At 42.6% G+C, this 13,136-nt stretch carries 10 protein-coding genes and 2 pseudogenes; 5 read left to right on the plus strand and 7 right to left on the minus strand.

Annotated features, from left to right (window positions below):
- A partial coding sequence (locus ACSFXN_RS09755; protein ID WP_437150464.1) for an IS3 family transposase occupies positions 1 to 81 on the plus strand: 81 nt, incomplete at its 5' end.
- 14 nt (positions 82 to 95) lie between these two features.
- On the opposite strand, the gene ACSFXN_RS09760 is transcribed toward ACSFXN_RS09755, so the two are convergent.
- The 6 genes from ACSFXN_RS09760 to ACSFXN_RS09785 all read right to left on the minus strand — a co-directional run bounded on the left by ACSFXN_RS09760 (position 96) and on the right by ACSFXN_RS09785 (position 5,919).
- Positions 96 to 854 (minus strand): alpha/beta hydrolase, encoded by a 759-nt coding sequence (locus tag ACSFXN_RS09760; protein WP_437149923.1) that lies wholly within the window; start codon positions 852 to 854, stop codon positions 96 to 98.
- 297 nt (positions 855 to 1,151) lie between these two features.
- Positions 1,152 to 1,685, minus strand: a complete 534-nt coding sequence (locus ACSFXN_RS09765) for a hypothetical protein (RefSeq protein ID WP_437149924.1) — start codon at positions 1,683 to 1,685, stop codon at positions 1,152 to 1,154.
- An 87-nt stretch (positions 1,686 to 1,772) separates the two neighbouring features.
- A complete protein-coding gene (locus tag ACSFXN_RS09770; RefSeq protein WP_437149925.1) occupies positions 1,773 to 2,216 on the minus strand; it encodes a hypothetical protein in 444 nt (147 codons plus the stop codon).
- A 302-nt stretch (positions 2,217 to 2,518) separates the two neighbouring features.
- Positions 2,519 to 3,868, minus strand: a complete 1,350-nt coding sequence (gene aroA / locus ACSFXN_RS09775; RefSeq protein WP_437149926.1) for a 3-phosphoshikimate 1-carboxyvinyltransferase — start codon at positions 3,866 to 3,868, stop codon at positions 2,519 to 2,521.
- A 381-nt stretch (positions 3,869 to 4,249) separates the two neighbouring features.
- Positions 4,250 to 4,882 (minus strand): type 1 glutamine amidotransferase family protein, encoded by a 633-nt coding sequence (locus ACSFXN_RS09780; RefSeq protein WP_437149927.1) that lies wholly within the window; start codon positions 4,880 to 4,882, stop codon positions 4,250 to 4,252.
- Between the two features lie 74 nt (positions 4,883 to 4,956).
- The gene (locus tag ACSFXN_RS09785; protein ID WP_437149928.1) at positions 4,957 to 5,919 is read right to left on the minus strand and encodes a helix-turn-helix transcriptional regulator; all 963 of its coding nucleotides are present in this window, start codon (positions 5,917 to 5,919) and stop codon (positions 4,957 to 4,959) included.
- A gap of 186 nt (positions 5,920 to 6,105) precedes the next feature.
- On the opposite strand from ACSFXN_RS09785, the pseudogene ACSFXN_RS09790 reads away from it, so the two are divergent.
- Positions 6,106 to 7,239, plus strand: a pseudogene (locus ACSFXN_RS09790) (IS3 family transposase).
- A gap of 83 nt (positions 7,240 to 7,322) precedes the next feature.
- Here ACSFXN_RS09790 and ACSFXN_RS09795 read toward each other — a convergent pair.
- On the minus strand, positions 7,323 to 8,609 hold the full coding sequence (locus ACSFXN_RS09795; protein WP_437149929.1) for an L-lactate MFS transporter: 1,287 nt from the start codon (positions 8,607 to 8,609) through the stop codon (positions 7,323 to 7,325).
- Between the two features lie 529 nt (positions 8,610 to 9,138).
- Here ACSFXN_RS09795 and ACSFXN_RS09800 point away from each other — a divergent pair.
- The 3 genes and pseudogenes from ACSFXN_RS09800 to ACSFXN_RS09810 all read left to right on the plus strand — a co-directional run bounded on the left by ACSFXN_RS09800 (position 9,139) and on the right by ACSFXN_RS09810 (position 12,987).
- Positions 9,139 to 9,480, plus strand: coding sequence for a DMT family transporter (locus tag ACSFXN_RS09800; protein ID WP_437149930.1), 342 nt, complete (start codon positions 9,139 to 9,141; stop codon positions 9,478 to 9,480).
- A pseudogene (locus tag ACSFXN_RS09805) lies at positions 9,480 to 9,778 on the plus strand (DMT family transporter); the annotation flags it as partial. The gene ACSFXN_RS09800 and the pseudogene ACSFXN_RS09805, both read left to right, overlap by 1 nt.
- 761 nt (positions 9,779 to 10,539) lie before the next feature.
- Complete coding sequence (locus ACSFXN_RS09810) at positions 10,540 to 12,987, plus strand: PAS domain S-box protein (RefSeq protein WP_437149931.1); 2,448 nt, start codon at positions 10,540 to 10,542, stop codon at positions 12,985 to 12,987.
- Positions 12,988 to 13,136: the final 149 nt, after the last annotated feature.

Genomic DNA, 13,136 nt, shown 5'->3' on the forward strand with positions numbered 1-13,136 from the left:
AACCATGAACGCATCAAACAAAAATTGGCCGGCATGAGCCCGGTGAACTACCGGATTCATGCCAGCCAATCAGCTGCATAATTGAAACTCTAACTTTAAGGGGTCACTACCATTTGGGGGACTCTTTTTTTAAAGAAAGAATAGTTATGTTCTGCATCGTTAATCATATCAAATTTTGTGCTTGATATTTTCTCTCTTAGAATTTCATAAATGGAGTTATTTGAAGCTACAAATTCTTTGCTAATTAACTCTTCCCCTGAAGCTTCTCTCGTCCCACAATCCAAGTAGAACCCTTCAATCGCTGATAAATCGGATCTTACTATTAACTTCTCTAGTTCCTCCTGGTTACGGTAAAAAGCAGAAGAAATAGCGGCTACTCTCGTGAAAATGTGCGGATAATGGCACGCAGCAAATACGGAAATTAGCCCGCCTAATGAAATTCCTACCATCGCTGTTTGGTCATTTAATGTAAGGTATTTATTGTCTATGTATGGCTTTAGTTCATTCACGATAAAATCTATGTACTCAGTTCCTTTTCCACCTTCAGAGCTTGAATAACCTAATATTTTTTCACTGTATTCTCCTCTCACCCAAGGACAGTATTCGTTTTTTCGTTCTTCGCTATTTTGGTCTATACCGACGACAATAACTTTCATTTCGGTTTTGTCTAAGTAATCCTCGAGTCTTAAAGATTTGCCTCCAATGGCATCTTTATCACGAAACACATTCTGTCCATCGTGCATATACAGTACGGGGTATCTTTTGTTTTCCATGTTGTAATTTTTAAGCAAGTAGACTCGAATCAGTCTTTCTTGTTTAAACGGAGTTATATAGATAGGAAATATTTCTAACAAGATAATTCCACCTTCCACTACTGTTATAAAATTTAATATTCATCAATCTTCATTAGTGAATAGAAAAGCTCTTAATCTATCAAAAAGAATTCTAAAAAATCTCAATACATTCATATTACCAATAATCCCCTTTCATGGGCGGGGCGAGTTGAAACTAAGTTAAATCGATTACATAAAAGCGTTCGTAAAAGTACACGTTTACGAACAAAAAAGAAAAGAAGCTAATTTTCTCCCTTCTTTCCTTCTTGTAAGCCGTCATATGTCATATGTAAACCTAGTTTTATATAGAAGATTCCTTTATGACTTTTCTGTTATCGAACTTACAATTCTAGCTACCGGTAGGGATCCGTCTACAACGAAGTCAGCACTTGGTTTAATCGTATGTAGCATCTCCAGGTAAGCCTGTCTCCCATGCGAGTTATAGTGTTGCATAGCCTCAATGATAGCTTCTGCAGAGCCGTCTTGAAAGTCTCTCGTTATTCGACGCGCCAATGCCATATCCAATGGCGTATCAATAAAGACGGAAAAACTGATGAAAGAATGAGTTTGAGCATGTTGGTAGGAAAACGGAAAATCCAACACGATGTAATCGAGAGATTCGGTCAATAATTCTTCCAAGTCCTTCACAAAAGGAGTAAGATTCCATTCATTATAATCAGCTCCGCGATTCATCCAATCCATTACATCCTCCGGGCCTTCCAAATCGTACTCATCAAAGAAAAGTGCTTTGGAATTCGGGAGTTCTTCATTTAACTTTTCAACAACGGTTGTTTTCCCGCCGCCTGAAATACTGGCAATTGCAATGACAATCGTTTTTTTTATTTCTTCCATCCTCTCAACCTCTGTTTCAAGTTACTTCTGATAATTCGAGATATGTAAACTGTTTGCTCGATTTACATTCGTTGCTCGCTATCTTTCTCAGTTTCCGCCTTGAACCTCTTCCATAGTTCTGCCATCTATGGAATAGACATTGCCAGCTAATGCCTTGTAGGGGTCTTTCGGAAAGGACCAACCGCCAATTACTTCACCTTTATTGAGGTAGACTGTCACTATTGTTGTCTTTTTATCACTGACCTCTTCCAAGGGATGGTTATCGACCTCAAATTCCACAACAGCTATTTCTTTGTCTAGATACGATACAGGGACGAAAGGCTGCACTTTCCAAATCTGTTCATACCCCGGATCCGTCAGATACTGTTTCTGAAGAATAATGGCATCTTCTCTTATCAATGAAACGATATCATATCCCATATTTCCCAGGTAAACATTGGCTGTGGAAGCATTTTTGCTCAATTGTTCGTCCTCTTTACAACCTGTCAAAATAAATAGTAAGCACACAAGCGAAATTAGCATCGTCCTCAAATAATCTCCTCCTTAGAACTTATGAAGATTCTAATTTTTTTAATGATCCTATTAAAAGAAATAGATAACTCCCTATATACCTTATGACACATTTCGTTTTCGATTAGACGGGATAAAACTTTTAATGTTTCATTTCTTAATTATACTTGAACGAACCAGTTTATTTTTTAATTCAGGAAGTTAGTTCGAACTTAAAACCGTTCGTAAAAGTACACTTAAATGAACAAAAAAGGATAGAAGCTGCTTTTATCAGCTTCTATCCTTACCATAATCCCTCATATGTAAACTAACTTTGTTTTAAATTACATATTCAATTCAACTGAAATGCCCAGCTGTTGAAGTAATTCAAAGTAAGTGGGACAGGTCTTTGAAACGCAGCCTGGATCTTGAATGACAATCCCTGGTACTGCTGTCCCAATCAACGCCAAGGACATGGCCACCCGGTGATCGTCATACGAATTCAAGGTTGTGGCTCGCGGAGTTCCCGGATAAACCGTCAGCCCGTCTTGGAATTCTTCGACTTCAATGTCCAACTTTCGAAGCTCCGTGCAAATCGCGCTGATGCGATCGGACTCGTGATGGCGGATATGCTCCACGTCCCGCATCGTAATCGGTCCCGAAGCAAATGCAGCCAACGCAGCCAATGTGAGGGTTTGGTCAGACATCTCTTTCATACTGATATCAAAGCCCCCAATCAAACGATCGGTGCCGGTCAGCTCGATGTAGTCCTCGCCTTTCACGACACAGCAGCCCATCTGCTCGTAGACCTCCAACATATGGATATCGGGTTGATTGGTGTCTGCCGTGAGGTTGGTGATCCGGATGCGCCCATTGGTCAGCGCTGCTAACGCAAAAAAATAGCTGGCTGTTGAGGCATCGGCTTCCAGGGACAGGGCTTGTCCCTGGTATGCCCCTTGCGGCACCACCAGTTGATTCAGGTCTTCTGAAGCTTTAACAGTCACGCCGAACTGCTCCATCAACCCCAACGTAATGCGGACATATTCATGCTGGACGATGGTATCTGGGATGGTAATCGTCACTTCATTCTCCGCGTAAGGGCTGGCTAAAAGCAAGCCGCTGATGAACTGGCTGGATAGTTTGCCGGAGATGCTGACAGCACCCCCCTTAAGCCCCTCGCCTGTTATCCGGATAGGAAAAAACCCTTCCTGTTCCAGATAGTCGATATTCGCCCCCAAATCCGTCAATGCCTGGATCAGCGGTTCGACCGGGCGCTCGCTCATTCGCTTGCTTGCTTCCACCACCCAGTTTCCGTTCTTCGCAACGGCCAACGCCCCGGGAAGGAAACGGGCCGTGGTGCCGGCAGCCCCTATGTATAAATCAGCCTGTGCGTTCGGCCAGTCGGCATCGCAGCCCTGGACGGTGACCACGTCGCCTTCAATTTCCGTTTCGATTCCCAGCTTATTGAGCGAGTCGATGCACCAATAGGAGTCGTCGCTTCGAAGGATACCGGACAGCGTGGAAGTTCCTTTCGCCAACGCTGCCAGGATCAACGCCCGGTTGGTGAAACTCTTACTTCCAGGTATCCGGATGTCTCCATCAATCGGCTGATGCGGTTTGGGGGAAATTTTTACGGACTGGAGTTCGTTTAATTGGGACCACGGGGACCGTGCCTTTAAATCGGGTGTACTCATCGACCATCTTCCTTCCGTTATAAAAAGAATATTTTGAATTGCATTCCTATAAGTTTAGCATGAAAAAACTTCAAAAGACAAAAGCAATTAAATTAGTGCTTTTCATAGAAAAAAGCCTAGATGGTTTTGCTTTAAACCATCTAGGCTTCTCTTCAAATTTACTTCTGTTAACCTCATGATATGTAAATTCGTGTCTGACCAGCATTCGCTTTGTCATTCAGTATTCTTTGACTAGAATTTTTTTACTTCTTCTTTCTATCGTTAAAGAAATAATAAGCGCAGCATCAGGAAAATGCGGATTTGCAACGATAAGGAAATTCCAAATTAAAAAGCCCAGCTTCTCTGCAAATCAACATAGAGAAATGGAGCTTTTCAGTTACTTCATTTAGTTAGTGAATTCATTAACTGGAAGAAGTATTCAGGTTGATGCGTCTTATTTAGGTTATACCATGCATGCAATGCATCGGGTGTAAATATATCTATTTTTTTCAGTACCTCCATTGCAAATTCCAGAGGAGCGATTCCTGATGCCGTAACTAAATTCGCATCAGATACCGCAGGTTCCACCTCATAAAACTCTTCTCCTTTATAGTTAGGACAGACCATTTTAGTATATTCTAAGTTATTGCTTGTATGCTTTCTAGTATCCAAATATCCCCTATTCGCGAGGCCCTCAACTGCACCACAAATTGCGGCAACAACAGTGCCAAGCTTTAAAGCTTGGCCAGTTCTTTCCAAGATCGGTCGTTGAATTTCTTCATTCCAAGTAGTCCCGCCTGGTAAAATTAAAAGATTTTTACTTTCAAAAGTACATTCATCAAGGGAAACATCCGGTTTTATGCTCAGTCCTCCCATCGTCGTAATCATTTCTTCATTCGCTCCTACTGTAATTACTTTTAAAGGGGCTACATCTTTTTTGAAATATCTTCCTGAGTTTAGTTCAGCAATTAAATAGCCATATTCCCAGTCCGACATTGTATTAAATACATAGAGATAAACTTTTTTTGTTTGCATCCCATAACACTCCATTCGCAATTTATATAGTTAGTATAAAATAACTTCCCTGACAGTTAACGTCAGGGAAGTCGTCATACTTCATGAAATTTTATCAAATCCGACAGAACTACAATAAGTCTTTTCTTAAGACTGATTGGCTCAATCACTTTAATGGATTTATTGTATGGTAAAAGTAAATAAGGAACATATGTATGTATTACATCTTTTTCAAGAAGAAAAATTGCTTGATCTGAAGTCTGTTCTTGTAAATAATGTCCTAAAAACCAATGTTGGCAAATATCAGTCAATACATTTTTATCCCCAGTAAGAACCAAAGGAATAATCCCTTCCTTATCTTTTAGAGTGGGAAGAAGATTTTTTATAAAATAGTCACGTGCTGAAAAATTTTCTGGTCGGTTAAACTTACTTTCGGTTAGCTCTAAACTTTCAATTCGATCTACTCTAAAACTGCGGATATCATTCCTAAGTTGACATAGTCCAATCACATACCACTTATTATTCCAATAGATGATTCTGTACGGATCGACCAATCTATCATTTAAATGCTTTTCGCCACTTTTTTGGTAAAGAATTTTTACTGATTTCCCATCAGTTACGGCCTGTTCCAGCTTCTTCAACAAAGGTTCCATAGAGAGTGAACTTAACGGACTTATCACTTCAAGGCTCGTCAAACGTTGGTTTATCTTTGTTTCCTGCTCTTGATTTGAATAGTTACTTAGTTTTGAAATGGCCCTATTTAGTGCTTTACCTCCATAATACCCGGCTTCTTCCGCAAAAACAGCAGCGTGCACTAGGGAAGTTTGCTCTTCAATATCAAAAAAAAGAGGAGCCTCAATAAAATTATTCAATAAAGTGTATCCACCGTTATGTCCAGGTTCTGAAATGATAGGTACACCACTAGTTGAAATTGTATCGATATAACGATACACAGTCCTGATATTCATCTCTAACTTTTCCGAAATTTGTTGTGCAGTAATTTTTTCGCCTGAACGGAGCATCCATAGAATTGCTAACATATTGTCAATTTTCGGCATATCATTTCACCTCTATATGAATTTAGTTACGGGTTTTAAAATTATATAATTTAGTAGAAATTACTGATTATCTAATAATAGGACTATGAAAAACCATGAAAGACTAACATAATTAAATGGGACAATATAAAACACCTCCGAAATGGTACACTTACCACAAAGTACTGAAATCGGAGGTGTTTTTGCATGGGCAGAAACGTATATTCAAGTGAGACGAAATGGGCCGTCGTAAAAGACAAAATGAACGGTCAGCTAACAAATGAAGAGATCATGGAGAAGCACGTAATCAAAAATAAGTCACAGTTCAAGACGTGGATGAAATGGTATCGGTACAATGAAGTTTACCGGTTCGACCAATCGATTGGCAAGCAATATTCATTTGGACATGGGCCGGAATTCGCGAGTGAAGAGGAGAAAAAAGAGCGGCAGAATGCGCATTTGAAAATGGAGAAGGAGATCTTAAAAAAATATTTGGAAATGAAAGAGGAGTTGAAAAATACCGAAAAAAGTACACGGTGACGGCGATTTTGTCTGCGTTGAGTGTGCCGCGTTCCACTTATTACCGGTGGCTCGCCGATGGCGCTAGAAGTGGATTGACGAAAGTGGAAGAAGCAATTATTGCATTGTGCAAGCAGACGAAGTACCGTTTCGGCCACCGGAAAATCAAGAAGCTATTGATGAAGGAGTTCAAGCTGGACCGGCACTGCAATACGGTTCAAGCCATCATGCAAAAGCATCACCTGCAATGCCGGATCAAACCGAAGCGGAAGTGGAAATCACAAGGCAAATCGGTCATCATCGCACTGAATCTTTGAGCGCGCAATTTCACCGCTTCTGCGCCGAACCAGAAATGGGTGACGGATATCTCACCTATATCCAATACGGGAGCTCGACGATGTACCTGTCGACGATCATGGACTTGTTCAACAACGAAATTGTCGCGTACAAGATGTACAATCACCAGCAGACACCGCTGGTCACCGATACGTTGAAGGAAGCGCTGGCGTTGCGGGAGAACCCTGAAGGGGTCATCGTCCATTCTGACCAAGGGGTGTATATACCGCGTACCAGGAATTGGTCAAGAAGAGCCACCTGGTCAGCAGCATGTCGCGGCGCGGCAACTGCTGGGACAATGCGGTCATCGAATCGTTCCATTCCACTATCAAATCGGAGGAATTCCAGTACGTCAAATTCAATTCGATGCACAATATCCAAGTCGTGGAGAAAGTGAATGTATACATGCGTTACTACAACGAAGACCGGATCCTAGAAAAATTAGGCTACCTGACGCCCCAAGAATTTGGGGCGCAAGCAGCCTAAAGAGGTGTTTTATATGTGTCTCAAATCGCTATGTCAGTCTATATGCCAAGCTTTCTTTTTTTAAAACTTTAACTTTAAACACCTTACTGGTTTTCACTTTGAATGTCTAGCCCTGTCGCTTGTCGTGATTCTTCATAGTTGCCTTCCACCCGCTTAATATCCTTGCGGATCAATAAGGAAATCACGAAAGCGATGGTGATTAACACGGTGAACACATAGAAAACCGGAATGTAGCTGTCGGTCCGTTCGCGAATTTGGGACACAATGGCAGGTCCGATAATGCCGCCCATTGACCATGTTGTCAGTAGCAGGCCATGGATGGCACCGAGCTGTTTCGTGCCGAATAAGTCTCCGACAAAAGCCGGCAAATTCGAAAATCCGCCGCCGTAACAGCTGACAATGATTAAAATAAAGGCCTGAAACACCAAGACGTTGGTGATATTCGGCAGCAAGATGAACGCGATCAGTTGCAGGACGAAAAACGTCGTGAATACAGCAGGACGGCCGATGTAATCGGAAATAGCTGCCCAACCGAGGCGGCCTCCGCCATTGAAAATCCCCATGATGCCCACTAAAGTTGCAGCACCTGCCGCTGTTAAGCCGGCCAGTTCTTGGGACATCGGAGAAGCGACTGAAATGATCATGATGCCGGCACTGACATTGATCAGCATCATCGACCAAACCATCCAGAAACGGCGTGTCTTAACGGCTTCTTTTGCCGTCAATTGCGCCAAATCTTTTTTCATGACTTTTTTGCCGGAATCGATAGCTTGCTGCATCCCTTTTGGCATCCAGCCTTCAGGCGGCGGTGCAATATAGGCGGCGCCGAGAATAATCAGGATAAAGTAACTGCCTCCTAAAATATAGAACGTGTTGCTGACGCCGACTGAATTCATCAAGCTGGCTGCCACAGGTGCAGTAATTAATGCGCCTGCGCCAAAGCCCATGACGGCCATGCCTGTTGCCATTCCTCGGCGGTCAGGGAACCACTTGATCAGCGTAGAAATGGGTGCGATGTAACCGACACCCAGACCCATGCCGCTCAACAAACCATATGTTAGAAGAAAAAGGACAAGCGAGTCGATTTGAACTGCGAATCCAGCTCCCGCCTGTCCGAAGCCAAACAGAAGCGCCGCCAGAATCGCGGATTTTCTTGGGCCTTTCTTTTCGACAAATCCACCAAAAAATGCAGCTGACAGACCGCCAAGCGCCATCATGATAGTAAATGCATATGTAATTTCTTTTGGAGACCAGCCCATTTCTTCGCTGATTGGCGTTGTATAAACGCTATAAGCATAAGCAGCTCCGATTGATAATTGAATGGCAATAGCTGCCAGCGCGATCAGCCACCTGTTTTTCGAACCTTTCATATATAGACCTCCTTCTTATATAGTGAATCTGCCTCGCTAAATTTGAAGCGATTCTAAGATAATACACATAATTTAAAGAAAATACAATCTATTATTCCGGATTAATAGTATTACACAATAACTTTAACTTCTCAATCCCTTGCCGCTCTAAGGCTAGTAAGTTAACAAACAAAATTTTACAATTTCATTTTATTTAGTGTCCGAAACAGTTATTTTCGCTTTCATCCTCTTATATTCTGCTTCGCATGTCGAAAATACGGACTCAGTCATTTAATTGATTGTTGACTGGAATTATTATTTCGAAATAAGACCTTAAAGATTTGTCTGAGTAATTTATACAGTTGACTCCTGGAGTCAAAAAATCTTTTTTTATGGTTGCATGGCGTTATGAGGCCGTTATTTAAATTTCGAATCTTTCCTTTACTTCCCTCTTGGCTTCTTTTACAAGGATAAAAGCCTGGGAGAAACTGTTTTTACAGTTCTCCCGGGCTTTTTTTATTTTGCAAATAAATAGAAGGAGGAAAATGAATTGAATTTAACGTGGTTAAGCGTCATTGTTGCGGCAGTTTTTGAAGTTGTTTTGGTCATCGGTTTAAAGCATGCGGACAGCTTGTTGGAATGGACAATCACCGCTGTGGCGATTGTCATCAGTTTTTCCGTCATGATTAGGACGGGACGAAAATTACCGGTCGGAACCGTCTATGCGGTTTTTGTGGGGCTCGGATCTGCTGGGACTGTCCTTTCCGAAATCATCCTGTTCAACGAGCCGTTCAGCATCGAAAAGATTCTATTGGTCGGTGTGCTGTTAGCCGGTGTCATGGGTTTGAAATTAGTCACAAAAGAAACTCCTGCTGAAGGAGGCGAAGTATAATGGCATGGACAGCGTTGGTTTTTGCAGGGATATTTGAAATGTTCGGTGTGGCGATGATCAATAAATTGCACCTAGACCGCAATTGGCAGTCTCTTTTTTTATTGGTAATGGGATTCGGGGCAAGCTTTGTCTTTTTGGCCTACGCCATGAAAACATTGCCCATGGGAACAGCTTATGCGATTTTGACCGGCATCGGTTCTTCTGGCAGCGCCATATTAGGTATATTGTTTTACAATGAATCAAAAGACTGGAAACGGATTATTTTATCGCGATGGTATTAGGGGCGGCCGTCGGGTTAAGCTGGTTTCCTAGTGTTATGAAGAAATTGAAACATTTAAAAAAAGGAAGGACAAAAGTGTCAATATACTTTTGTCCTTCCTTTTGAAATTGTAAAAATCGCTTATTGTTGGAACTGGCTTTCTTGCTGCCATTTGATGTGTCACTTTAAGAGATAACTTGCATCAATTATGAGTTTCATTTTGCTTATAACTTCAAAGAACCCAGCAACCTTTTATCCTAGGATTTCTGGGTTCTTAATATTATATATAAGATTTTATTCTAGCTACCGATAATACGGTCATATGTAAACGGGTTATTGTTTATTTTTGAAGACACGTTTCTTCCCAGCAGCTTCAGTTTGTCAAGTGGATCAACGTACTTTCCAACCGCCTCTTAGAGCTTAGCGTCAGTTTCTTTAAACATCAATTCATTGGAATCAATCCATCGCCTTTTTCCCGCCCTCTAGCATCTCATGAGGAACATCAGTCATTTCATTTCCCCTGTGTCTTCTTAATACAAGGGAAGATATGCGGAATTAATAAGACTTATAATTCCAAAAATAACATGCTATACTGGGAATATGAGGGAACAAAAAGACTGATTTGAAAATAATATTTTTCATCCGACAAAAGCTGTCCGCTCAATCCGGATGGCTTTTACCTTGAAGACAGTATGATTCTGAATGTCAAAACTGAAACATTTCCTAACATCTGCGAAGAAACAACATACGTAACCTGCTTGACTTGAAAGGTTATGTTACTTACCGAGAGGAGACAAGCGATGATGAAACACTTTCCAGAAAAAATCGGGCCAGCTATTTTAGCGTCCACGGCTCTTTTGGATCTGTTACAAGATTTGGTGTTCTTGATGGAAGAAGATCAGGGGACGTTCCGCTATGTCTATGCCAATCCCGCCGCTTTCGCCAACCTGCATCTTCAAGAAACCGTAATCGGAAGCCGAATCGAGGACGTGATGTCTTCAGCACAGGCGCAATTCATCATCGAGAATTACCGCAAAGCCCAAACTAGACGGAAACCGGTGGAATTCATGCAAAGGATTGAAGCGGAAACCGGGGGGCGCACCGGCGAAACCATCCTGACCCCGATAGTGGATGATGACGGCCAATGCCGCTACATATTAGCGGTCGTCCGGGACGTTACCGATCGAGAGCGCAAAAAACGGGACCTGCAGAAGACACAAAAAGAAATAGAAATGGAAATCGAACGGAAACGGCTGAATTCCCTGATCGCAAACAATGGGAATGCGGTATTTGAGTTTGACCAGCACAAAAAATTCCTCAGCCTCAATCCCATGGTCACAACAGTCACCGGGTTCAGCGAACAAGAGCTGCTTGGCCAATCGGTGGTTTCCCTAGTGGCTGACAGCTATGTGGAAGAGACGATAGCGAATTTTGAAAAGGCATTGAAAGGAAAGCCGATTGAATTTGAGACCGCCATCTATACGAAGAAGCATGAGCTCGTCCTTTTTCATGTGAACACGATTCCCATTGCCCTCGAAGAGAAACTCATCGGCATCTACGCCGTTGCACGGGAGATCACCGAACAGAAAAAAACGGAGCGCCTGCTGCGGGAAAGCGAACAGCGGTACAAGTCCTTGTTTGCCAATCATCCCCACGGGATATTCACGTTTGATCAATACGGCAATTTGGAAAGCGGAAATGCCGGAGCCGAAGACATTACGGGTTATTCTATGGAAGAATTGCAAGAGAAATCGTTTATGGCAATAATTGTTCCCCATGACATTGTAAAAGTGAAATCTCACTTTTTCAAAGCTATAAAAAAGAAGCAGCCGGAGCGTTTAGAAATGTCCATCCGCCATAAAAAGGGGCACTTCATTGACCTTCAGGCGATGAATATCCCCATCCTCGTACAGGGACAAGTGGTTGGCATTTACGGAATCGTGATTAATGTCACTGAGATCAACCGGGCACAAAAGGCATTGACCGAAACGAAAAAAGAGCTTGAAGTCTTTTGGGAAAACTCGACGGATCCTATCTTTTACATTGATACAAAAGGCGACATCTTGAAAGCGAATCCGGCTTTTGAGGAAACCTTTGGCTACTCGGAAGAAGAAATGGTCACTGGGAAAGGCACCATCATCCCGCAGCACCTGATAACGGCTCAATTTGATATCATCGACCGAATTTTGAAGGGCGAAGTGGTGAATTCCCATGACACCATCCGCATGACCAAATCAGGAAAGCCGCTGAATATCATCTCCTCCTATTCGCCGGTGCGGAATGCAGGAAAAGAGATCATTGGAGCCACCATCCTCTATAAAAACGTGACGGAGCTCAAGAAAGCCGAACAGGAACTGCAGAAAAGCCAGGAAAAATACAAACGAATTACAGAAAGCTCGTTTGATATCATTACGCTGATCAACCTGTCGGGACAGATTGAATATGTCTCTCCTGCAAACGAAAAGATTTTAGGCTATCCGGACCAAGCATACATTGGAAGCCCTTTCACCATAAATGTGCACCCGGAAGATGCTTTTGAATTAATGGAAAGTGTGACTTCCCTTATTGACGGAGGAAAACCTTCCACTATAGAAGTTCGCTTTTTGCATCAGAAAGGCCATTATATTTGGATGGAAGTTTCCCCTACTCCCGTTTTAGCAAATGGAGAAGTGAAACAATTGTTTACGATTGCCCGGGATATCACGGAGCGCAGACGGCTTCAAGATAAAATCGCAAAAATGGCTTTTTATGACCATTTATCCGGTATACCCAACCGGCGGACGTTTGATGATAAGCTGCAAAAAGCCATCCAGCTAGCCAACCGTTCCGGCAAAAAAGTGGGGGTTCTGATGCTCGACGGCCGAAAGTTCAAGCAGATCAACGATCAGTATGGCCACGATGCCGGAGACGCTGTCATCCAGGAAATGGCCAAGCGGCTCCAGGCTAGCATCCGCCCGGTTGATACGGCAGCGCGTTTGGGCGGGGATGAAATGGGGGTGGTGTTGCCGGAAATCGATTCAATCGAAATGGCTGAAGATACCGCCAAACGAATTCTGCAGTCGTATGAAACGCCGCTTCTCTTCAACGGCTATGAAATCCGGATGGGCGCAGGGATCGGCATTTCCCTTTACCCCGATGACACTCCCAATGTCAAACAGCTGATCAAGTACGCCGATCTGGCGCTGTATGAAGCCAAAAAATCAGATGTGGACGAGTACAGGATTTATAGTAGATTGGAAAGCCTCTAAGCTTTGGACTTCCGTGCTGGCTACTTGGCATGGAGTTGAATAAGAATAAAGAAACAAAATCCTGAGAAAAAACCGTTAACCGTTTTTTCTCAGGATTTTGTATGAAAACTTTAAATAGGATGGAAATTAAAAGGTATACGAACGGGTCC

It is taken from the genome of Planococcus sp. 1R117A, assembly GCF_051417975.1.
Classification (GTDB): Bacteria; Bacillota; Bacilli; order Bacillales_A; family Planococcaceae; genus Planococcus; species Planococcus shenhongbingii.

Coding starts and splice junctions, on each gene's coding strand:
- ACSFXN_RS09765 (WP_437149924.1), bottom strand. CDS start 1,685: ATGGAAGAAATAAAAAAAACGATTGTCATTGCAATTGCCAGTATTTCA.
- aroA (WP_437149926.1), bottom strand. CDS start 3,868: ATGAGTACACCCGATTTAAAGGCACGGTCCCCGTGGTCCCAATTAAAC.
- ACSFXN_RS09780 (WP_437149927.1), bottom strand. CDS start 4,882: ATGCAAACAAAAAAAGTTTATCTCTATGTATTTAATACAATGTCGGAC.
- ACSFXN_RS09785 (WP_437149928.1), bottom strand. CDS start 5,919: ATGCCGAAAATTGACAATATGTTAGCAATTCTATGGATGCTCCGTTCA.
- ACSFXN_RS09795 (WP_437149929.1), bottom strand. CDS start 8,609: ATGAAAGGTTCGAAAAACAGGTGGCTGATCGCGCTGGCAGCTATTGCC.
- ACSFXN_RS09810 (WP_437149931.1), top strand. CDS start 10,540: ATGATGAAACACTTTCCAGAAAAAATCGGGCCAGCTATTTTAGCGTCC.